18 protein-coding genes and 1 riboswitch are annotated in these 21983 nt (G+C 75.2%); of the genes, 8 read left to right on the top strand and 10 right to left on the bottom strand.

The features are described from left to right. Positions 1–102: 102 nt before the first annotated feature. Complete coding sequence (gene rpsD / locus ACZ4MO_RS07930) at positions 103–729, bottom strand: 30S ribosomal protein S4 (protein WP_074806274.1); 627 nt, start codon at positions 727–729, stop codon at positions 103–105. A gap of 198 nt (positions 730–927) precedes the next feature. Continuing rightward, the gene (locus ACZ4MO_RS07925; protein ID WP_499278743.1) at positions 928–2310 is read right to left on the bottom strand and encodes a replication-associated recombination protein A; all 1383 of its coding nucleotides are present in this window, start codon (positions 2308–2310) and stop codon (positions 928–930) included. 224 nt (positions 2311–2534) lie between these two features. Between ACZ4MO_RS07925 and ACZ4MO_RS07920 the strand changes: the two genes are divergently transcribed. Beyond that, positions 2535–4781, top strand: a complete 2247-nt coding sequence (locus ACZ4MO_RS07920; protein WP_499278710.1) for an MMPL family transporter — start codon at positions 2535–2537, stop codon at positions 4779–4781. Positions 4782–4872: 91 nt separating this feature from the next. Beyond that, positions 4873–5631 (top strand): response regulator transcription factor, encoded by a 759-nt coding sequence (locus ACZ4MO_RS07915; protein ID WP_499278708.1) that lies wholly within the window; start codon positions 4873–4875, stop codon positions 5629–5631. Here ACZ4MO_RS07915 and ACZ4MO_RS07910 read toward each other — a convergent pair. The 3 genes from ACZ4MO_RS07910 to aspS form a co-directional block, all read right to left on the bottom strand. Next, entirely contained in the window at positions 5607–6002 is a 396-nt protein-coding gene (locus tag ACZ4MO_RS07910) for a hypothetical protein (protein WP_175008590.1), read from the bottom strand. The two genes, ACZ4MO_RS07915 and ACZ4MO_RS07910, sit on opposite strands and share 25 nt — an antisense overlap. Beyond that, positions 5999–7486, bottom strand: a complete 1488-nt coding sequence (locus ACZ4MO_RS07905; protein ID WP_499278706.1) for a glycosyltransferase family 2 protein — start codon at positions 7484–7486, stop codon at positions 5999–6001. The genes ACZ4MO_RS07910 and ACZ4MO_RS07905 overlap by 4 nt, the downstream gene beginning before the upstream one ends. A 221-nt stretch (positions 7487–7707) precedes the next feature. Further along, a complete protein-coding gene (gene aspS / locus ACZ4MO_RS07900) occupies positions 7708–9522 on the bottom strand; it encodes an aspartate--tRNA ligase (protein WP_175008592.1) in 1815 nt (604 codons plus the stop codon). A gap of 280 nt (positions 9523–9802) precedes the next feature. Here aspS and ACZ4MO_RS07895 point away from each other — a divergent pair, with 280 nt between their 5' ends. Beyond that, on the top strand, positions 9803–10270 hold the full coding sequence (locus ACZ4MO_RS07895; RefSeq protein ID WP_175008593.1) for a TIGR03618 family F420-dependent PPOX class oxidoreductase: 468 nt from the start codon (positions 9803–9805) through the stop codon (positions 10268–10270). Positions 10271–10276: 6 nt separating this feature from the next. On the opposite strand, the gene ACZ4MO_RS07890 is transcribed toward ACZ4MO_RS07895, so the two are convergent. Then, a complete protein-coding gene (locus ACZ4MO_RS07890; RefSeq protein WP_499278704.1) occupies positions 10277–11932 on the bottom strand; it encodes an Rv2578c family radical SAM protein in 1656 nt (551 codons plus the stop codon). Between the two features lie 43 nt (positions 11933–11975). Further along, positions 11976–12413 carry a hypothetical protein gene (locus ACZ4MO_RS07885; protein ID WP_175008595.1) on the bottom strand — a complete coding sequence of 146 codons (438 nt, stop codon included), beginning with the start codon at positions 12411–12413 and terminating at the stop codon, positions 11976–11978. 144 nt (positions 12414–12557) lie between these two features. Further along, positions 12558–12677: riboswitch (TPP riboswitch) on the top strand. Between the two features lie 105 nt (positions 12678–12782). Here ACZ4MO_RS07885 and ACZ4MO_RS07880 point away from each other — a divergent pair. The 3 genes from ACZ4MO_RS07880 to ACZ4MO_RS07870 are packed head-to-tail and all read left to right on the top strand — an operon-like array spanning position 12783 to position 16061. Beyond that, positions 12783–13487: an ECF transporter S component gene (locus ACZ4MO_RS07880; protein ID WP_175008596.1), complete on the top strand. Its 705-nt coding sequence runs from the start codon at positions 12783–12785 to the stop codon at positions 13485–13487. Further along, positions 13480–15276, top strand: coding sequence for an ATP-binding cassette domain-containing protein (locus ACZ4MO_RS07875; protein ID WP_186810405.1), 1797 nt, complete (start codon positions 13480–13482; stop codon positions 15274–15276). Before ACZ4MO_RS07880 ends, ACZ4MO_RS07875 begins: the two co-directional genes overlap by 8 nt. Continuing rightward, positions 15273–16061: a CbiQ family ECF transporter T component gene (locus ACZ4MO_RS07870; RefSeq protein WP_186810406.1), complete on the top strand. Its 789-nt coding sequence runs from the start codon at positions 15273–15275 to the stop codon at positions 16059–16061. Before ACZ4MO_RS07875 ends, ACZ4MO_RS07870 begins: the two co-directional genes overlap by 4 nt. Before the next feature lie 18 nt (positions 16062–16079). Here ACZ4MO_RS07870 and ACZ4MO_RS07865 read toward each other — a convergent pair whose 3' ends face one another. The 3 genes from ACZ4MO_RS07865 to ACZ4MO_RS07855 form a co-directional block, all read right to left on the bottom strand. Next, complete coding sequence (locus ACZ4MO_RS07865) at positions 16080–16748, bottom strand: peptidoglycan DD-metalloendopeptidase family protein (protein WP_175008597.1); 669 nt, start codon at positions 16746–16748, stop codon at positions 16080–16082. Between the two features lie 27 nt (positions 16749–16775). Beyond that, positions 16776–18182 carry a histidine--tRNA ligase gene (gene hisS / locus ACZ4MO_RS07860; protein ID WP_175008598.1) on the bottom strand — a complete coding sequence of 469 codons (1407 nt, stop codon included), beginning with the start codon at positions 18180–18182 and terminating at the stop codon, positions 16776–16778. Between the two features lie 61 nt (positions 18183–18243). Next, positions 18244–19035, bottom strand: coding sequence for an MBL fold metallo-hydrolase (locus ACZ4MO_RS07855; RefSeq protein WP_175008599.1), 792 nt, complete (start codon positions 19033–19035; stop codon positions 18244–18246). A gap of 212 nt (positions 19036–19247) precedes the next feature. Between ACZ4MO_RS07855 and ACZ4MO_RS07850 the strand changes: the two genes are divergently transcribed. Together ACZ4MO_RS07850 and ACZ4MO_RS07845 are read left to right on the top strand one after the other, a co-directional pair. Beyond that, positions 19248–19997, top strand: a complete 750-nt coding sequence (locus ACZ4MO_RS07850; RefSeq protein WP_175008600.1) for a peptidylprolyl isomerase — start codon at positions 19248–19250, stop codon at positions 19995–19997. Next, positions 19994–21940, top strand: coding sequence for a DUF349 domain-containing protein (locus ACZ4MO_RS07845; RefSeq protein ID WP_499278701.1), 1947 nt, complete (start codon positions 19994–19996; stop codon positions 21938–21940). Before ACZ4MO_RS07850 ends, ACZ4MO_RS07845 begins: the two co-directional genes overlap by 4 nt. Positions 21941–21983 lie beyond the last annotated feature (43 nt).

Raw genomic sequence — 21983 nt, 5'->3', positions numbered from 1 at the left:
ACGGCGCGACCGCACCCGCGGGGGGCGGGCCGGCGCACCGGCCCGGACGCACGAACGCCTCGCTCGCCGACGAAGCGGTGAGCGAGGCGTCCGGGGCAGGAATCAGCGAGCGTAGTACTCGACGACGAGCTGGACCTCGCACTGCACGGGGACCTCGGCGCGCTTCGGGCGACGCGTGAGCACCGCGCTGAGCTTCTCGAGCTGGACGTCCAGGTAGCCCGGGACGGCCGGCAGCACGTCGCGGTGCGCGCCCGCGGCCGCGACCTGGAACGGCGTCGTCGCCTGGCTCTTCGGCTTGACCTGGAGGGTCTGGCCGGGCTTCACGCGGAACGACGGACGGTCCACGATCTTGCCGTCGACGAGGATGTGGCGGTGCGTGACCGCCTGGCGCGCCTGCAGGATGGTGCGGGCGAAGCCGGCGCGCAGCACGAGCGCGTCGAGACGCGTCTCGAGGTTCTCGACGAGCGCCTCACCGGTCAGGCCCTTGTCCTTGCGGGCGTCCTCGTACGCACGCGCGAGCTGCTTCTCGCGGAGCATGTACTGGGCGCGCAGACGCTGCTTCTCGCGGAGACGGACCGCGTAGTCCGACTCGGTGCGACGGCGGGCGCGGCCGTGCTCACCCGGGGGGTACGGGCGCTTCTCGAAGTGCTTGACGGCCTTCGGGGTGAGGGCGATGCCCAGGGCGCGGCTCAGGCGGACCTGGCGGCGCGAGCGCTTGACAGACGTCACAGCGGTGTCTCATTCCTGTCGTTCGGGTTCTGACGTCACACCTGGTCCCGAGAACCGGGTCCGGGTGCGGGACCAGCCGATGGACCGCGCGCTCTTCCGTGAGGAAGGGCGAGGGGTCGGGGCCGAGGTCCCAGGTGGTCGCCGTGCAGGCAACCTGAGCAGTCTACCGCACGCAGGGCGTCGCGGTCCCCGACCCCGTCAGCGCGCAGGACCGTCCTGCCCGAGGATGTCGCGGATGCGCCCGAGCCGGTCCGTGACCTGCCGCTCGTACCCGCGGTCCGTGGGCGTGTAGTACCGCGACCCGACGAGGGAGTCCGGCAGGTACTGCTGCGCGGCGACGCCGTGCGGCGCGTCGTGCGCGTACCGGTAGCCCGCACCGTGACCGAGCTGCTTGGCGCCCGGGTAGTGCGCGTCGCGCAGGTGGGGCGGGACCGACCCCGCCTTCCCGGCGCGCACGTCCGCGAGCGCCGCGTCGATCCCGAGGTAGGCCGCGTTCGACTTGGGCGCGGTCGCCAGGTGCACGACCGCCTCGGCGAGGACGATCCGGCCCTCGGGCATGCCGATGAGCTGGACCGCCTGGGCGGCGGCGACCGCGGTCTGCAACGCCGAGGGGTCGGCCATGCCGACGTCCTCCGCGGCGGCGATGACGATGCGGCGCGCGATGAAGCGGGGGTCCTCCCCCGCCGCGATCATGCGGGCGAGGTAGTGCAGGGAGGCGTCGACGTCGGAGCCGCGCATCGACTTGATGAAGGCGGAGACGACGTCGTAGTGCTGGTCGCCGTCGCGGTCGTACCGCACCGCGGCGACGTCGACGGCGCGTTCGACGGCGTCGAGGTCGACGGGCACGGGCGGGGGGCCGGCGTCGGGCGTGCCGCGCCCTGCGCCCTCGGCGTCGTCGTCGGCCGAGGCGGCCGCTGCGGGCACGGGTACGGGGGCGTCGGACAGCGCGGCGCCGGCGGCGGCCTCGAGCACGGTGAGCGCCTTGCGCGCGTCGCCGCCGGCGAGGCGCACGAGGTGGTCCTCCGCCTCGTCGGTGAGCGCGACGAGGCCGCCGAGGCCACGCTCGTCGGCGACCGCGCGGCGCACGAGCGCCCGGACGTCGTCGTCGCCGAGCGGCTGGAGGGTGAGCAGGAGGGAGCGCGACAGCAGCGGGGAGTTGACGGAGAAGCTGGGGTTCTCCGTGGTGGCGGCGACGAGCGTGACCCACCGGTTCTCGACGCTGGGCAGGAGCGCGTCCTGCTGCGACTTGGAGAAGCGGTGCACCTCGTCGATGAACAGGACGGTCTCCTCGCCGCCGGTGGCGAGGCGGCGGCGCGCGTCCTCGACGACCGTGCGGACGTCCTTGACGCCCGCGGTGACGGCCGAGAGCTCGACGAAGCGGCGGCCGGAGGCGGTCGCGATGAGGTAGGCGAGCGTCGTCTTCCCGGTGCCGGGCGGGCCCCAGAGGATGACGGAGCCGGGCGCCGCGCGGCCGCCGGACGCGTCGCTCTCGGCACCGGACCGGATGAGCCGCCGCAGGGGCGAGCCGGGCACGAGGAGGTGGGCCTGGCCCGCGACCTCGTCGAGGGTGGCGGGGCGCATGCGCACGGCGAGCGGGGCCCCCGGTCCAGGTCGCGGCGTGCCCTGCGCGCCGGAGGTGGCGGCGCCGAAGAGGTCGCCGCCGAAGAGATCACCGGTGGACATGGGCTCGAGCCTACGCACCGCCGCCCACGCGGAGGTGCCGGGCCGAGGAGGTCGGGTGAACGTCCGTCGCCGGGGCGCGGGAGATCTGACACGCGGCGGGAGCGGGTGGGATGCTGGCGCTCGTGTTCTCGAGCCTCGGTCGTCGTGTCGCCCGCCACCCGCGTCTCACCGTCGTCGTGTGGGTCCTCCTCACGGCGCTCGGCTTCGCGCTGGCGCTGTTCGGGGTCCACGGGGAGAGCGTGTTCGACCGCGTGACGACGGGCGCGCCGACGATCCCGGGCTCGGACAGCGAGCGGGCGTCGCAGGTCCTCGCGGAGAACGACGAGGGCGGGACGGAGATCACGCTCCTGGTGTCCGGCGTCGACCCGGCGGACCCGCAGGTCGTGGAGGCCATGACGGGGGTCGACGCCGACCTCGTCGCCATCGAGGGCGTGGACACGGTCATCGACCCGTACGTGATCCCCGGCGGCGTGGAGGACCCGGCGGCGCAGTCGCTCGTCGCGCAGGACGGGCGCGGCTTCCTCTCGGTCGTGACGCTGCGCACCGACCTCGACGCCGAGCGCACCGACGCGGTCGCGGACCGCGTCGTGGAGCAGCTCGAGGCCGTGCCCGGCGTGCTCGCGGACGCCGCCCCGGAGGCGGCGGGCGACCCGACGGGCCTCGTGGGGTCGAACGGGCTCATCGTCGAGGCGATCACGAGCCAGGTGAAGGAGGACCTCACGACGGGAGAGGCCGTCGCCCTGCCGGTCGCGCTGCTCATCATGGTGCTCGTCTTCGGCGGGTTCCTCGCCGCGGCCATGCCGATGGCCGGGGCCGTCGCGTCGATCGGTGCCGGTCTCGGGGTGCTGCTGGGCCTGACGTACGTGCTCGACGTCGACGCCTCCATCGTCAACGTCGTCACCCTGCTCGGCCTGGGCCTGTCGATCGACTACGGGCTGCTCGTGGTGTCGCGGTTCCGGGAGGAGCTGCACCGCCTGATCGAGGCGGGCGACGACCCGTCCCTGCGTCGGCGGCGCGGAGACGGTGTGGTGCACGAGGCGCTCGTGCGCACCATGGAGACCGCGGGCCGCACGGTCGCGTTCTCGGCGCTCACGGTCGCGATCTCCATCGCGGGCCTCATGGTGTTCCGCCCGGACATCCTGCGCGCGGTCGGCGCGGCCGGGCTCGGGGTCGTGCTCGTGGCCGTCGCGACGGCGCTCACCCTCGTCCCTGCGCTGCTCGCGTACTCGGGGCGCCGCCTCGCCCGCCCGGGGCTGCTCGGCCGGGTCCCGGGCCTGCGCCGCGTGCTCGCCCGGACCGCGGACGTGCAGTCGGACGAGGGCGCGTTCTCGCGCCTCGCGGAGCGCGTCCAGCGGCACCCGACGTGGGTGCTGCTCACCACGGCAGCGCTGCTCGTGGTCCTCGCGCTGCCCGTGCTCGGGCTGCAGCTGCGGAACTCGGGGATCGAGCTGCTCCCCCAGGGGTCGCCGCAGCGTGAGTTCGTCGACGAGCTCGCTGCGCAGTACCCGTCGAGCGCGGGCGCCCAGGTCGTCGCGGTCGTGGACGCGAGCGTCGAGGACGCCCAGGCGTGGGCCGACGACGTGGCGGCGCTCGACGGCGTCGAGAGCGTCGACCCGGCGGCGCCGCTCGGGTCGTACGCGGTGGTGGGCGTGCACGTCGACACGGACGACGCCGGCGGGCCGGAGGCCGTGTCGGTCGTGCGGGAGGTCCGGGCGACGGACCCGGGGTTCGACGTCTGGGTCACGGGGCAGGCGGCGGGGCAGGTCGACTTCCTCGAGGCGCTCGGCGAGCGCGTGTGGTGGGCCGTGGGGATCGTCGTCGGTGCCACGCTCGTGCTCCTGTTCCTCATGACCGGCTCCGTGGTGGTGCCGGTGAAGGCGCTGCTGACGAACGCGCTGTCGCTCGCGGCGTCCCTCGGGGTGCTCGTGTGGGTGTTCCAGGACGGCCACCTGGAAGGGCTGCTGAGCTTCTCCTCGGTGGGGGGGATCGAGACGTACGTCGTCGCGCTCGTCGTGGCGTTCGCGTTCGGCCTCGCGATGGACTACGAGGTGTTCCTGCTCGCACGCATCAAGGAGCTCTACGACACCGGCCTGTCCAACGACGAGGCGGTCCGGCTCGGGCTGCAGCGCTCCGGGCGGATCATCACGTCGGCGGCCGCGATCATCGTCGTCGTGTTCGCCGGTTTCGTCTTCGGCGACCTGCTCGTCATCAAGGAGGTCGGGTTCGCGCTCGCCGTCGCCGTCCTCGTCGACGCGACGATCGTGCGCCTCCTGCTGGTCCCCGCGACGATGACGCTGCTCGGGCGGTACAACTGGTGGGCGCCCGGACCGCTGCGCCGGGTGCACCGCCGGCTCGCGATCACCCACTGAGACGCGCTCACCGGCAGGGACGGTTCGTGCGCGGGCACTCCCGCGGGCGGCTACGGTAGGCGGCAGCACTCAGTCGCACGGGGGGAGCCGGATGGCGGACAACACGCGAACCGCAGTGATCGTCGAGGACGACGCGGAGATCCGTGATCTCCTGCGGACGGTGCTCGGTCAGGCCGGCTTCGTCACCGAGGCGGCCGCGACCGGCGTCGAGGGCGTGGAGCTCGTCCGGCGGACCGACCCGGTCGTGACGACCCTCGACGTGAGCCTGCCCGACATCGACGGGTTCGAGGTGTGCCGGCGCATCCGCCAGGTCTCGGACACCTACATCGTGATGCTCACGGCGCGCACCGACGAGATCGACACCCTCATGGGCCTGGACGCCGGTGCCGACGACTACCAGACGAAGCCCTTCCGCCCGCGCGAGCTGCGTGCACGGATCGAGGCGCTCCTGCGGCGACCGCGACGCGGCCTGCCGTCGGACGGCGCCGACGCCGCGCGCCCCGCCCCGGCGGACCACGAGCCGACCCTCATGGGCTCGGCCGGGCTCCTGCTGGACGTCCCCCGCCGCACGGCCACGGTCGACGGCACGGCCGTCCACCTGACGCGCAGCGAGTACGACCTGCTCGGCGCGCTCGTCGAGGCGACGGGTCGCGTCGTCAGCCGCAACGAGCTCGTCCGCGTCCTGTGGGGCGAGGAGTACGACGCCGGCACGTACGTCACGGACGCGGACCGGCGCAGCGTCGAGGTGCACATCGCGAACCTCCGCCGCAAGCTCGGCGACGGCCCGACGTCGCCCCGGTGGATCCGCACCGTGCGCGGCGTCGGCTACCGGTTCGACCCCGTGGGCTGACCGGCGGGCGGCAGCTCGCCGAGCAGGAGCGACACGTCGTCGCACGCGCTGCGGGCGGCCGCCCGCAGCGTCGTGAGCGCGCGCGCCTCGTCCGACGTCGTCCGGGCGTCGCGGCGGACGCGGTGCCGGTCGAGCACCGCGGAGGCGGCGTCCCCGACCTCCGTGGCCCCGACCATGAGCGACGTCGACCGCACGGTGAGCAGCGCGCTGCGCGCCTCCTCGTCGTCGCCCCGGGCGAGCGCGACCGCCGCTGCGTCGACCCGAGGGACGACGAGGTCCCGGTACGCGACGAAGAACCGCCGGACGGCCTGCACGTCGCCGTCCAGGTCGTCCGCGAGCGCCGTCCACGCCCGGCGCAGGTCCTCCCTCACGCGCGGAGGCCGTGGTGGCGGCGCACGAGGCGGCGCAGCATGAAGAAGGTCTGGAGGATCGTCACCACGCCGAGGACCGGCCACCCGACCGAGAGGACGGCGGACTGGACCCCGGGGGTCAGCGTCGTCCAGGCCCACACGACGGCCGCGAGGGCGACCAGGGTGACGAGCAGCGGGCTGAGGTAGGCCCAGCCGCTGCCGCGCTCGGCCTTGGCCTGGGCCGCCCAGTTGTCGGTGCGCGAGCGGGACAGGAACTTGGACCAGGCGCGCACGAAGTGCCCGATGCGGATCCACATGTAGGCCTCGGCCGGGACGAGGGTCGCGGCGAAGAGCACGTCGCGCCAGGTGCGTCCGCGGATGGAGAGCGCGGTCCGGAGGTTGAGCGCGACCGCGACGGAGGGCGGCACGAGCCAGACGGGCGAGAAGCGGAACGCGTGGAGGCTCAGCGCGCCGGCGACGAGCAGGCCGAACAGGATGCGGGTGGCGGCGTTGACGAGCATGCTCGCGTTCTCCATCCAGCGCAGGCGCAGGTTGGGGTGGAACGGCTGGCCGCGGGTGTCGCCGCGCTGTCCGGGCCACATGAGGTCGATCGCGCCGTAGTTCCACTTGACCTGCTGGCCGTCGAGCGCGCGCAGCGTCGTCATGCCGCCGACGGTCGCGCGCGCGGTCGCCGAGATCTTCGTCGAGTAGCCGAGCGACTTGATCTGGAGGCTGAGCAGGGAGTCCTCGACCTCGGAGTCGGAGACCCACGGGTCGCGCTGGTGGTGCGCGAGCATGACCGCCTCGAGCGCCGACATGCGGAACAACGAGGCCTGGCCGCCGAGGACGGCCATGTTCCGGCCGCGCAGGAGGTTCTGCATGTTGAACGCGGCGAACTGGGCGCGCTGGCCGGTGAGCAGGAACCGGCTGAGCGGACCGCGCGGCGTGACGTTGTCGACGGTGTAGATGGCGGAGATGCCGCCGATGCGCGGGTCGGACGACATCTCGGCCTCGAGGCGCTCGACGGCGTCCTTGGCCAGCACGGTGTCGCCGTCCACGCCGAGGAGGTAGTCCGCGCCGTGCACGAGCCGGTAGCCGTAGTTGAGGGCACCGACCTTCTTGTCGGCCAGGGTGCCGAGGTCGTGGACGTACACGCGCGTCGTCTGCTCGACGCCGTGGCGGCGCCGCGTGTGCTCCCCGGCGAGCTTGGACGCCTTGGCGAAGGTGCGGTCGCTCGTGTTGTTGACCACGACGTGCACGACGTCCGGCAGGCGGGTCTGGCGCAGGATGCCCTTGAGCACGGACTTGATCGTCGATCCCTCGTTGTAGGCAGGGATGATCGCGCCGATCGTCGCGCGGCGGGCAGGGGCCTGGACCACGACCTCGTCGGGCGTGAACTGGTAGCGGTCGAGCTCCGTGCCGAAGGGCGCGGGCTCGTCGACGTCGACCGGGTCGCGGTCGGTGAGCAGGGCGGTCATGAGTGCCTCGTTCGTCGTGGGGTTCAACGAGCACGATCCTGCGCGCCCCGGCGCGAGGCACCCGCCGAGTCGGCGCAGCGAAACCTCAGGATCTGCTCAAGATCTGGGCGGGACGCCGGCGCGGGCTTCGTCCTCGGCCGGTCCGCCTCGTGCCTCGCCGCGGCAGGGGTGGTCGTCGCGGTCCGGACGCACGGAGGGCGCGCCGCCCCGGTCGGGGTGGCGCGCCCTCGGCGTCGTGCGGTCGGCCGCTACGCGTCCGTGCGCCCGGTCGCGTCGCCGTCCTGGCCGCCGTCGGGCGCGGGAGCGGCGGGCTTGGCGTCGACGCCGGCCTCCTTGCGCTGCTCGGGCGTGATCGGGGCGGGTGCCTGCGTGAGCGGGTCGTACCCGCCGCCCGACTTGGGGAACGCGATGACGTCGCGGATGGAGTCCGACTTCGTGAGCAGCGCGACGATGCGGTCCCAGCCGAACGCGATCCCGCCGTGCGGGGGCGCGCCGAACTTGAACGCGTCGAGGAGGAAGCCGAACTTCTCCTGCGCCTCCTCGGGCCCGATGCCCATGACGTCGAAGACGCGCTCCTGCACGTCGCGACGGTGGATACGGATGGACCCGCCACCGATCTCGTTGCCGTTGCACACGATGTCGTAGGCGTAGGCGAGCGCCTCGCCCGGGTTCTGCTCGAACGTGTCGACCCATTCGGGCGTGGGCGACGTGAACGCGTGGTGCACGGCGGTCCAGGCCGAGTGGCCGAGATCGACGTCGTCGTCCTCTCCGGTCGGCTTGAACAGCGGCGCGTCGACGATCCAGACGAACGCCCACGCGTCCTCGTCGATCTGCCCCGTCCGCTTCGCGATCTCCTGGCGTGCGGCGCCGAGCAGGGCGCGCGAGTCGGACGTCTTGCCCGCGGCGAAGAACACGGCGTCGCCCGGCTGCGCGCCGGTCGCGTCGCGCAGGCCCTGACGCTCGGTGTCGGACAGGTTCTTCGCGACGGGCCCGCCGAGCGTGCCGTCCTCGCCGAACGTCACGTACGCGAGGCCGCGGGCGCCGCGCTGCTTGGCCCACTCCTGCCAGGCGTCGAACTGGCGGCGCGGCTGCGACGCCCCGCCCGCCATGACGACGGCACCGACGTACTCGGCCTGGAACACGCGGAACGGCGTGTCCCGGAAGTAGTCCGTGAGCTCGACGAGGGGATTGCCGAACCGCAGGTCGGGCTTGTCCGACCCGTACAGGCGCATGGCGTCGTGGAAGGTCATGCGCGGGATCGGCGTCGGGATGGTGTACCCGACGAGCTCCCACAGCGCGACGAGGATCTTCTCGGCGAGCGCGATGACGTCGTCCTGCTCGACGAAGCTCATCTCGACGTCGAGCTGCGTGAACTCGGGCTGACGGTCCGCGCGGAAGTCCTCGTCGCGGTAGCAGCGCGCGATCTGGTAGTAGCGCTCCATGCCCGCGACCATGAGGAGCTGCTTGAACAGCTGCGGCGACTGCGGGAGCGCGTACCAGGAGCCGGGCGCGAGGCGCGCGGGCACGAGGAAGTCGCGCGCGCCCTCCGGGGTCGAGCGGGTGAGCGTGGGCGTCTCGATCTCGACGAACTCCTCGGCGTCGAGCACGCGGCGCGCGGCCTGGTTCGCCTTGGCGCGCAGGCGCAGGGCGTGCGCCGGGGCGGGCCGACGCAGGTCGAGGTAGCGGTGCTTGAGACGCGCCTCCTCGCCGATCGTCTCCGTGTCCGCGAGCGCCGTCGACACCTGGAACGGCAGGGCCTCGGACGTGTTGAGCACGACGACGTCGGTCGCGACGACCTCGATCTCGCCGGTCGGCAGGGACGGGTTCTCGTTCCCGTCGGGGCGGCGCGAGACCTCGCCCGTGACCTGGAGGACGAACTCGTTGCGCAGCGGGTGCGCGACGGCCTCGTCGCGGATGACGACCTGGGCGATGCCGGACGCGTCACGCAGGTCGATGAAAGCGACGCCGCCGTGATCGCGCCGACGGTCGACCCAGCCCGTGAGGGTGACGGTCTGACCGGTGTGCTCGGCCCGCAGTGAGCCGGCCGTTCGGGTGCGCAGCACGGAGGGTTCCTTCCAGGTGGGCGGTGGGGGTCGCGATCCCGGTGCGGGGACGCGTCCGCTGAAGTCTAGTGCGGGCGGGCGGGCGGCTCGACCGGATACCTCCGACGGGAGGCGGTCGACGGTCCGCTCTCGACCGGCGGGGGCGACCGGATACCGTGGCGGTGCCGCCGCGACGTCCCGTGACGGCACCGCCGGGACCGGCGCCGCGCCCGTGGGCGCACGGGCCGACCGGCCGCGGCAGGGCCGTCCGGCCCGCCGCCCGCACGAAGGAGGGTCACCCGTGGCACGCACCATCGCGACGAACCGGCGCGTCGAGCGCGACGAGCTCGAGGAGTTCCTGCGCTCCCGGCACGACGGCGTCCTCGTCACCACCCGCGCGGACGGCCGGCCCCAGCTCAGCCCGGTCACGTACGGGGTCGACGACGCGGGCCGGGTCGTCGTGTCGACGTACCCGGAGCGCGCCAAGGCGGTCAACGTGCGCCGCGACGCGCGCGCGTCGCTCCTGTCGCTGGGCGAGCGGTTCTCCGACCCGTGGGTGCAGGTCGACGGCGAGGCGGAGGTGATCGACCTGCCCGGGTCGGTCGAGCCGCTCGTCGACTACTACCGGGCCGTCAGCGGCGAGCACCCGGACTGGGACGAGTACCGCGCGGCGATGGTCAGCCAGGGCAAGTCTCTCGTGCGGCTGACGATCACGCGCTGGGGACCAGTCGCAACCGGCGGCTTCCCGGCGCGCCTCGCCGACGCCTGAGACCGGTCAGAACAGGACCTGCTCGACTCCCCCGCCGACGACGTCGAGCCCGCCGCCGTCCATCGGCATGCCCGCGAGCGCCCCGCCGTAGCCGGCGCGCGCGTCCTGCGGCGCCGGGTCGACGGCGAGGCTGCCGGCCGGGTAGGCGCCGTCCGTCGGCGGCCCTGGCCGGCGTCGCCGGTCGCCGGGCTCGCCGCGGCGGAACCGGCCCTCGACGCCCGCGGGGCCGCGGTGCCCCGCGACTCCGAACCCGCGCGCCTCGAGCATCGGCCGCACCCGGTCCCACAGCCAGGACCGGTACGCCGTCGAGGCGTACGTGCCGCGCGCGTACACGCGCTCGTAGCCGGGGACGAGCCGCGGGTGCTCGCGCGCGAGCCAGCCCATGTACCACTCGCGCGTACCGGGCTTGAGGTGCAGCGGCAGCACGGTGACGCCCGTCGCGCCCGCGTCCTTGACGGCGTCGAGCAGCTCGGTGAGCGCCCGCGTGGAGTCGGTGAGCCACGGCAGCACGGGGGCGACCATGACGCCGCACGGCAGGCCGGCCTCCCGGACGGTGCGGACGAGGTCGAGCCGCGCGCGCGGCGACGGCGTGCCGGGCTCGACGCTCGCCTGGAGCTCGGGGTCCAGGAGCGCGAGGGACACGCCGATCCCGACCTCGACGCGCGAGGCGGCGTCGACGAGCAGGGGCAGGTCGCGGCGCAGGAGCGTGCCCTTGGTCAGCACGGAGAGCGGCGTGCCCGACCCGGCGAGGGCGTCGATGATGCCGGGCATGAGGCGGTAGCGTCCCTCGGCGCGCTGGTACGGGTCGGTGTTGGTGCCCAGCGCGACGGCCTCGCGCGCCCAGGACGGTCGGGCGAGCTCGGCGCGCAGCACGTCGTCCACGTTGACCTTGACCACGACCTCCCGGTCGAAGTCCTCGCCCGCGTCGAGGTCGAGGTACTCGTGCGTGGGGCGGGCGAAGCAGTTGTGGCTCACGACCCCCGCGGCGACGAAGTCGCGCGTGCCGGTCGTGATGTCGACCAGCTCCGTCACCTCCCCCGGCCCGTCGAGGGCCTCGAGGGAGTCGACGCGCAACGCCTCGCCGCCGGTGACGTCCTGGCCGTCGAGGACGGGCCGCCCGTCCGCGAGCGCCGCGGCGCCCGGCCCGACGAGCACGTCGCCGAGCGCCAGGCGGGCGCGGTGCCCGGCGCCGCCGACGACGTGGCGCCAGCCGCGCTCGGTGAGGAACCGGTGGTCGCCGCTCGCGACGAGGCGCGTGCCGTCGGCGAGGGTCACCCGGTAGGCGCGCTTGCGGGTGGTCCAGCGGTCGAGGACGCGGGTGCGCACGTAGCGCCGGTACGCGCCGTGGGGGGCGGTGCCGACGATCTCGTCGCCGACGCGCAGCTCGCCGATCGCCCGCTGCGTGCCGTCGGCCAGGAGCACGGGCGTGCTCGGCGCGAGGCAGTAGGAGCACGCGTGGCTGCACCCGCGGTACGGGTTGACCGTCCAGCGGAAGGGCATGCGCGACATCGCCGGGACCTTCGACAGCGCGCTCTTGGCCGTGACCTCGTGGAACGTGATCCCCGCGAACTCGGGCGTGCGCACGCTGCGGACGAGGCCCATGCGCTCCAAACCGGGAAGCGCGCCGTCGTCCGCGCCGAGCGCCTGTCCGTCCCACCGCATCGCGCCATTCGAACAACTGTTCGAACCCGCTGTCAAGGACGGGTCATCCGCCGGCGGACCACGTCTTGAGCAGCGCCAGGTTCCCGAGGGGGATGTGGTGGCCGATGCGGGGGTGGTCGAGCGCGACGCCGACGACCCCTGCTGCGGCGAAGGACGCAACGTAGTCGATCGCCGCCGGCACGGGCACGCCGAGCAGCGGCACGGAGCCGGTCCCTTCGGCCGCCAGCCCGAGCGCCCGGGCCGCCTCGTCCGCGCGCGGGGCGCTGCTGTAGAGGCAGATCATGGGCCCCTGGTCCGCGGAGACGGCGTACGGACGCGGCTGGTCCTCGGGCCCTCGGGCGATGAAGAACCACGTGCCGAGGCGCGCCGCCTGCCGCCACAGCGCGATCTGCGCCGACGTGTCGCCCGCGGGCGCGCTCCGCACGGCCTCGTCGAGGCGGTCCAGCTCCGCGACGGCCGCGGGGTCGTTGTCTCGGGTCATGCGCGCTGCCTCGTTCCTCGTCGTCGGAGCCCGTCCCCGGTCCGCGCGGGCGCCTCGTCGCCGTCACCTTCTCACGGTGCCCGGACGTCCCGGTGGGTGAGACGCCGGGATTGTCCGGCGGACGTCCAGGCCCTAGGGTCGGGCCGAACGCCTCCGGGGAGCGCACGAGCGCTGAGAGTGCAGGTCGGACACCCGTCCCCCCTGCAGACCCGTGGAACCTGATCTGGTTCGTACCAGCGAAGGGAGCAGGGCCGACGTCACCGTCCCCTGCGCGCTCGTGCCCGCGCCCCGCGCGTGCCGTCCGCGCGGGGGCAGCGGTGGCGCGCCGTCGTGCACCCTCCGCCCCGGGGGCCCGACGGAGGGAACCGCATGACCGAGCCCCGCACCACCCCGCCCCGGGAGACCCCGCCCACCAGCACGCCCGGCCCGCCGGCCGACGCCGTGCCCCCGGCGCCCGGTCCCGGAGACCGCACCGTCACCGCTCCCCCGGCCCGCGCCCGGCGCCGTGGCCTCACGCTCCACGAGACGGTCCTCGTCGCCGTCCTGGGCGTCGTGTTCGGGTTCGTCTACTGGGCGTTCGTGCAGCTCTGGGCCCCGCTCCAGCTCGCCATGGGGCCGCTCGCGGACCTTGCCGCGAACGTGCTCGCGGGCGCGTGGATCGTCGTGGGCCCGCTCGCGACGTACATCGTGCGCAAGCCGGGCGTCGGCATCCTCACCGAGACGCTCGCGGCGCTCGTCGAGGTGGTCTTCCTCGCGTCGCCCGCAGGCCCGCTGCTCGTCCTCGTGGGGCTCGTCCAAGGGGTGGGCGCGGAGATCCCCTTCGCGCTGACCCGGTACCGCCGCTACGGCTGGTGGGTTTTCGTCGCGTCGGGCGTCAGCGCGGCGCTCGTCACCTACGCGTTCAACGCGGTCCGGTTCGGCTGGCTCGGGCAGGACTGGGCGATGCTCCGGCTCGGCGTGCAGGTCGTCTCGTGCGTCGTGCTGTGCGGGATCGCGGCGCGCCTCCTCGGCGACGCCCTCTCCCGCACCGGCGCGCTCGACGCCTTCGCGATCGGCACGGACCGCCGTGGCTGAGGTGCGGGACGCCGCGGCGGACGTCATGCCCGGCACCGTGCCGGGCACCGTGCCCGACGCCGTCTCCGCCGCGGGCCTGACCGTCACCGTGGGCCACGACGCGACGTGCGTGCTCGACGACCTCACCCTGACCGTCCCCGCGGGGACGGGGCTGCTCGTGCTCGGCCCCTCGGGCTGCGGGAAGTCCACGCTGCTGCGCGCGCTCGTCGGCGTCGTGCCCCACACGCTCCCGGGCACCGTCACGGGCGACCTGCGCGTGACGGGCGTCGACCCGCGCGCCACGACCCCCGCGGGGCTCGCCGCGCGCGTCGGCCTCGTCCAGCAGCGGCCGGGTGACCAGCTCTGCCTCGGCCGCGTCGACGAGGAGCTGCGGTTCGCGCTCGAGAACCGGGCGGCGGACCCGCGCACCATGGACGCCCGCGCCGCAACCGCTCTCGCCGCTGCCGGTGCGGGCCACCTGCACGACCGACCGACCCACGCGCTGTCGGGCGGCGAGGCGCAGCGCGTCGCCCTCGCGGCGGCGCTCGTCGCCGACCCCGAGCTCGTGGTCCTCGACGAGCCGACGGCGTTCCTCGACCCGGCCGCGGCGCACGAGGTGGGGACGCTCGTGGGCGGGCTCGTCCGGGCGCCCGGACCGGACCCGCACGGAACACCCCGCCGGTCGGTCGTGCTCGTCGAGCACCGCCTCGACGACGTCGGGACGCTCCCGGACGCGACCCTCGTGCTCGACCGCACGGGCCGCGCCGTCGCGCACGGCCCCACGACCGCCGTCCTGCGCGCGCACGCCGCCACGCTCGCCGCGCTCGGGTGCTGGCTGCCGCTCGACGTCCGGCTCGAGCGGGCCGGGGCCCCCGGACCGCTCGGTGCCCCCGCGACCGACGCCTGGCTCGTCGACCTCGCGCGCACCGCAGACCCGCGCCCCTCGGATCCGCGGGCACCGGTCCCGGGCGCCTCGGACGCCGGTCCGAGTGCGCCCGGCCCGGTCGCCCTCCGCGCCCGTCGTCTCGCGGTGCACCGCGCCATGGCAGGCCGCCGACGACGCGGGCGGGACGAGACGCCGGTGGTGCACGACGTCGACCTCGACGTCCGCGCGGGCGAGGTGCTCGCGGTGGTGGGGCCGAACGGGGGCGGCAAGTCCACCCTCCTGCGCGGGCTCGCGGGACTCGAACGGACCAGGGGCGACGTGACGACGGCGGCGGACGCGCCCGTCGCGATGGTGTTCCAGGACCCGGAGCACCAGCTCCTCGCGCGGACGGTGCGCGACGAGGTCGCGTGGTCGGCGCGCCTCGCGCGGCTGGCCGACGTCGACGGGCGCGTCGCGCGGACCCTCGACACCTTCGCCCTGACGCACCTCGCCGACGCCAACCCGTACCGGCTCTCCGGCGGCGAGCAACGGCGTCTGTCGCTCGCGACGGCGACGGTGCTCGACCCGCCCGTCCTCCTCGCCGACGAGCCCACGTCGGGGCTCGACCGCGCCCAGGCGGACGCCGTCGCCCGCGCGCTGCGGCAGCGCGCTGACGTCGGCGGCGCGGTCGTCGTCGTCACGCACGACCTCGCGCTCGTCGCGGCGCTCGCCGACCGCGTCGCGGTGGTCGTCGGCGGCCGGCTCGTGGCGCTCGGCCCGGCCGCCACCGTGCTGGCCGACGACGCGCTGTGCCGGCGCGCGCGCCTGCGCCGCCCGCCCCTGCTCGCGTGGTGGGCCCGCACGGGACGCCGCCACGGCGTCGACCCCGGCGCTCTCGTCCGCGCGCTCGACGCGGCAGTCGCCCGCACGGAGGCCGCCCCGTGACCGCGCCGCACAGCACGCCCCTCGGGCGCTGGAACCCGACGGTCAAGCTCGCGACCGTCCTCGTCGTGTCGACCGGCGCGCTCCTCGTCACCGACCCGTACACCCCCGCGATCGGCTGGGTGCTCACGGTCGCGGCGCTGCTGCTCGCGGGGCGCGTCCCCGTGCGCACGCTCGCCCTGGCGCACGTGCCCTTCCTCGTCTTCGCGACGAGCCTGCTGGTCGTCAACGTCGCCACCCGGCCGGGCGGCGACGCGGTCGACCTCGGCCTGGTCACCGTCGGCTCCGACGGCCTGACGATCGGTGCCGGGCTCGCCGTGCGCACGCTGCTCGTCGGCGCCCTCTCGCTCACGGTCGCGACGACGACCGACCCGGTGCGCCTCATGACGAGCCTCCGCCAGCACGGGCGGCTGCCCCTCACGTGGACCTACGCGGTGCTCGCGGCCCACCGGCTGCTCGTCGAGCTCCCCGACGCCTGGCACACGATCCGCTGCGCCCAGGCCGTGCGCGACCCGCGCCGACGACACGGCGTGCTCCCCCGGTCCCCCCGCGCGCTCGGCTCCGCGGCGTTCGCCCTCCTCGTCGGTGCCGTGCGCCGGTCCGAGCGCCTGACCGTCGCGCTCGAGTCACGGGGCCTCGGGTCCGGTCCGCGGACCACGTCGCGGCCCGTGCCGCTCGGCGTGCCCGACGTCGTCGCCGCGGTGGGCGTGCTGGCGGTCGCGGCGGCGGTGGTCCTCGCCGGGGTCCTCGGGGGCTGGGTCACCGGGCTGGGCGCGCTGACGGCGTGATGCTCGGCAGGACACGGGTCAGGCGGGCTCGACGACCGCACCCTCCGCGGGGACGCCCCGGTCCACGACGCGCGCCGAGCCGTCACGGGCCCGCTCGCGGAACCCCCGGAAGACGAGCGGCAGCCCGCGGGCGACGAGCGCGTCCGCCGCGTCCATGGCCTGCACGTGGACGTGCGGCTGCGTCGAGTTCCCCGAGCTCCCGCACCGGCCCAGCTCGTCGCCGACCACGACGCGTCGGCCGGGCTCGACGGCCACCGACCCGGCGCGCAGGTGGGCGAGGACGACGAACGTGCCCGGCCGGTCGAGGGCCAGCACCACGTGGTTGCCCGCGAGCGCCGCGGCACCGCCGCGCGCTCGCGCCGCCTGCGTGAGGGCGTAGCCGAGCAGCGCGGCGGGTGAGCGACGGGCCTCGTGGTCGGGCTCGCCGTCGTGCACCGCGACGACGGTGCCCGCCGCAGGGGCGAGCACGGGCTGCCCGAACGCGACGAACCGTTCGGGCGGCTCGGTGCCCAGCGCGGCGCGCCAGTCGCGCACGACGGCGGTGCGCCGCCCTCGGACGGCGACGAAGTCGATCGCGTACGTGGTCGCGAACAGGTCGGTGCCGTGGCTCGGCACGCGCCGCGCGGGGCTGTTGCGCACGAGCCACGTCCCGTGGAACGGCAGGGCGAGCTCGACCGGTCGCGTCACGTCGCCCTCCCTCCCCGGTGCGGCGGGTCAGTCCCCCGCGGGCACGACGCGCGGGAAGCGGTCCTCGGCGGGCGGCTCCCACGTCGCGGCGTCGGCGTCGACCTGCTCCCCGGAGCGGATGTCCTTCACCTGGTCGGGCGAGCGCGTGCCGTCGTCCTCGACGCGCCCGGGGAACCAGACGAACGGGATGCCGCGCCGGTCGGCGTAGCGGATCTGCTTGCCGAACTTCGCGGCCGCGGGCGCCACCTCGACCGGCACGCCGCGGGCGCGCAGCGCGTGCGCGACGGCGTCGGAGGCGTCGCGCGTCTCCTCGTTCGTGACGGCCACGACGACGGCGCTCGGCACGGAGCGCGTCGCCCGCACGAGGCCTGCGGAGAGCAGGCGCGACACGAGCCGGGACACGCCGATCGACAGCCCGACGCCGGGGTAGGTGTTCACGCCGTCGGACGCGAGCGTGTCGTAGCGCCCGCCCGAGCAGATCGAGCCGAGCTGCTCGTGGCCCACGAGCACGGTCTCGTAGACGGACCCGGTGTAGTAGTCGAGGCCGCGTGCGATCTTGAGGTCGGCGACGACGACGCCCGGGGCGCGCACGCTCGCGGCCTCGATCAGCGCGCCGAGCTCGCCGAGCCCGGTCTCCAGCAGCTCGCTCTCCACGCCGTGCTCGGCCGCGAGCGCCCGCACGCGGTCGACCACGCCGGAGTCGCTCCCGCTGATGCCCGCGAGCGCGAGGCACGCCTGCGCCTGCTCGGGGGTCGTGCCCGCCTCGGACACGAGCAGCACGGCGACCTTCTCGGGGCCGACCTTGTCGAGCTTGTCGATCTGGCGCAGGACGTCGTCCACCGCGTCGATGCCGAGCCCGCGGTAGAACCCCTCGGCGACCCGGCGGTTGTTCACGAGGACGCGGACCTCGGGCACGCCGATGTCGCGCAGCGCGCCCAGGGCCTCGGCCATGACGAGCGGCAGCTCGACCTCGTAGTGGTAGGGCAGCTCGCCCGCGCCGACGACGTCGACGTCGGCCTGGGTGAACTCGCGGAACCGCCCGTCCTGGGGGCGCTCGCCGCGCCACACCTTCTGGATCTGGTAGCGCTTGAAGGGGAACGCGAGGTGCCCGGCGTTCTCGAGCACGTAGCGCGCGAACGGGACGGTGAGGTCGAAGTGCAGGCCGAGCTGCTTGTCGCCGGCCGCACCCTTCCCGGCCGCCCCGCCCACGGCGTCGTCCTGCGGCTCCTCCTGGAGCCGGCGCAGGACGTAGACCTCCTTCGACGTCTCCCCCTTGCGCAGGAGCTGGTCGAGCGGCTCGACCGCGCGCGTCTCGATCCCGGCGAACCCGTGCAGCTCGAACACCCGGCGCAGGGTGTCGAGGACGTGCTGCTCGACGATCCGACCGTCGGGGAGCCATTCGGGGAAACCGGAGAGAGGTGTAGGCCTGGCCATGGGTCAGATCTTCCCAGACGCCGGGACCGCCGACCGCATCGTCCGGACCACGGACCCGCGCTCAGCGGACGAGGAAGGGGTTCGTCGCCAGCTCGCGCGCGACCGTCGTCGCCGGGCCGTGCCCCGGGAGCACGTCCCAGACCGGGTCCAGGTGCGCGACGACGTCGCGCAGGGTGCGGGCCATCGTCGCGCCCTCCCCGCCCGGCAGGTCGGTCCGGCCGACGGAGCCCGCGAAGAGGACGTCGCCGCTGAGCACGAGGCCCGCTCCCGGCTCACCGACCAGGTAGAGCGTGGAGCCCTCGGTGTGCCCGGGCGCGCCGACCGCGCGCACCGCGAGACCGCCCCAGCGCAGCACCTGCTCGCCGCCCGCGGGCACGTCGAACGTCTCGACGCGTCCCGGCTCGCGGTAGTCCTGCGGCCCGGCGCCGGCCGCCGCGAGCGCCGCGCCGAGCGGGCCGGACACGACGGCGCCCGCACGGCTCGCGTCGGGCCCGCCGTGCTTCGGGTGCTCCAGGCTCCCGAACGGGTCCGCGAGCCGGTACGCGTCCGCCGCGTGCAGCACGACGGGCACCTCAAAGCGGTCCGCGAGCGCCGCGGCGTCCCACGTGTGGTCCACGTGGCCGTGCGTCGCGAGCACCGCGCGCGGCACGAGGCCCGCCGCGCGGACGTGCGCGACGACGGCGTCCGCGACCCCCGCCCCTGCGTCGACCACGACGCAGTCGCCGCCCGGGGCGCTCACCACCGTGCAGTTCGTGCCGAAGACGGGGGCCACGACCACGTGCACGGCCGGCCCGGGGGCGTCCCGCCGGTCGTCGTCAGAGGGCGTCGGCGTCGTGCCACGAGGTCGGTCCATGAGGGCGAGGGTAGCCCGCGGCACGAGCGTCGGGGCTGCTCCGGGCGGGCGCAGCGCAGGTTTCGAGCGCCGGCGTCGATACCGGACCGTGACCTGCGTGCGGCAAATCCACCCGCCACCAGGGTTCTCGGTGCCTAGACTGTCCCGTACCGACCACGGCCGCACCGGGGTCGACCGTGCGCGCCGTCGCGGCGCCGGACGAAGGAGCTGGGGTGTCGACGAAGAGTCGCGAGCGCGAGCAGGCGCGTCGTCGTGAGGAGAAGTGGGACCGTCACGTGGCCCAGCTCCGCGCGAAGCGCCAGCGCACGTGGTCGATCGTGGGCGTCGTCGTCGCGCTCGTCGTGATCGGCGTCGCCGTCTGGTGGGCGCTCGCCGCCACCCAGGAGCCCGGCACCGACCCGGGCGGCGACACGGGCGGGGCGCCCTCCGGCGAGCACACCCTGCCCCCCGCGTCCGCCGCCGAGGGCCGCGACTGGACCACGACGCTCACCACGAGCGCGGGCGACCTCACGCTTACGCTCGACGGCGCGGCGGCCCCGCAGGCGGTCGCGAGCTTCGTGTCCCTCGCCGAGTCCGGGTACTTCGACGGCACGTCGTGCCACCGCCTGACGACCTCGGGCATCTACGTGCTCCAGTGCGGCGACCCGACGGGCACCGGCACGGGCGACCCGGGCTACAAGTTCGGCCCCGTCGAGAACGCCCCGACCGACGACGTCTACCCGGCCGGGACCGTCGCCATGGCCCGCCAGGGCGGGGACGCCGACTCGATGGGCTCCCAGTTCTTCCTCGTCTACGAGGACTCGACCATCCCGTCCGACGCGGCGGGTGGTTACACGGTGTTCGGCACCATCACGTCCGGCCTGGACGTCGTCCAGGCAGTCGCTGACGCGGGGACGCAGGACGGATCCGGCGACGGGTCCCCCGCCACCCCGGTCACCATCGAAGGAGTTGAGACCCAGTGAGCGATCCCGCCCAGAACCAGGCGAGCGCACCGGCACCGGAGCCCGCGGAGGCGAGCGAGACCGGACGGGTCGACGCGACAGACGTGGAGCCGACGCCCGAGGCCACCGAGGCCACCGAGGCCACCGAGGCCACCGAGGCCACCGAGGCCACCGAGGCCACCGAGGCCACCGAGGCCACCGAGGCCACCGAGGCCACCGACCAGGGTCCCGCTCCCGACGAGGCGGAGCCCGCCCCGGCCGCCGAGACGGACGACGCACCCGCCGCCGAGACGGAGGACGCGCCCGCGGCCGAGACGGAGGACGCGCCCGCGGCCGAGGCCGAGCAGGCCGACTCTCCTACCGTCGACGCCGCGCCCGCCGCTGAGCCCGAGCAGACCGAGGCCCCCGCCGACCCCGTGACGGACGCTCCGGCTGCCGACGCTGGCGACGACGCCGTCGCTGCCGAGGCCACGACGGAGGCCGCGCCCGCCGAGACGACCGCACCCGCGGAGGCGCCCACGGACGCGCAGGCAACCACGGACGCGGCGCCGCGGCCTGCGGCCCCGCGTCCCGGCCCGCGGCCGAAACCGTCGGCGCTCCCGCACCCGCCCCGCAAGCCGGCCGCCCCCACCGCGGGCGCTCCCGCGGCTGCGGCCGTCGTGCCGGAGGTGCCCACCGTCCCGGCGCTCGCCGACGACTCGGCCGCCGCCAAGGCCGCGGCCGCGTTCGGTCGCGTGGACGACGACGGCACGGTGTACGTCCGCGAGAGCGCCGGCGAGCGCTCCGTCGGTCAGTTCCCCGGCGTCGGCGCCGACGAGGCGCTCACGCTGTACGTGCGCCGCTACCTCGACCTCCAGGCGAAGGTCGCGCTGTTCGAGGCACGGCTGACGAGCACGGACCTGTCCGTCAAGGAGATCGACCAGACGATCGCCCGGCTCACCGAGGAGACCGCCGAGCCCTCCGCGGTCGGCGACCTCGACGGGCTCCGCGCGCAGGTCGAGTCGCTGCGCGGCGCCGCGGCCGAGCGCCGCGCGCAGCTCGAGGCGGAGCGCGCCGCAGCGAAGGCCGCGGCCCTCGAGGCCCGGACGGAGATCATCGAGGCCGCGGAGAAGATCGCCGCGACCGACCCGAGCCGCATGCAGTGGCGGCCGGCGGGCGAGGAGCTGCGGGGGCTGCTGGAGCGCTGGAAGGAGGCCCAGCGCTCGGGCCCGCGCATCGACCGCGCGAGCGAGGAGGCGCTGTGGAAGCGGTTCAGCCACGCGCGCACCGCGTTCGACCGCGAGCGTCGGCACTACTTCGCCGAGCTAGAGCAGCGCAACGCCTCCGCCAAGGCCGCGAAGGAGAAGCTGGTCGCGGAGGCCGAGTCGCTGTCGTCGAGCACCGACTGGGGCCCGACGGCGGGCGCGTACCGCGACCTCATGGCGCGCTGGAAGGCCGCGGGCCGGGCGAGCCGCAAGGACGACGACGCCCTGTGGGCCCGCTTCCGGGCCGCGCAGGACACGTTCTTCCAGGCGCGCGACGCGGTGAACTCCGCGACGGACGCCGAGTACGCGGCGAACCTCGAGGTGAAGGAGGCGCTGCTCACCGAGGCGGAGGCACTCCTGCCCGTCAAGGACCTCGCCGCGGCCAAGGCGGCGCTGCGTGACCTCCAGGAGCGCTGGGAGGAGGCCGGGCGCGTGCCGCGCGGTGACCTGCAGCGTGTCGAGGGACGCCTGCGCGCCGTCGAGAACGCGGTCCGCGACGCCGAGCAGGCGCAGTGGACGCGGAGCAACCCCGAGACGCGCGCCCGCGCCGAGGGTGCGGCCGCGCAGCTCGAGGCCGCGATCGAAGGGCTCGAGGCAGACCTCGCCGCTGCGCAGAGCCGCGGGGACGCGCGCGCCGTCAAGGAGGCCGAGACGGCGCTCGCCGCGCGGCGCTCCTGGCTCGAGCAGGTCGTCCGCGCGGCGGAGGACTCGCGCGGCTGACGCACGTCCCGCTCGACCGGAGGGCCGGCGCTCGTCCACAGAC

Source organism: Sphaerisporangium cinnabarinum (genome assembly GCF_055567015.1).
The sequence above is the reverse complement of the archived record's forward strand: the minus strand, read 5'-3'. Positions and strand labels throughout refer to the sequence as shown.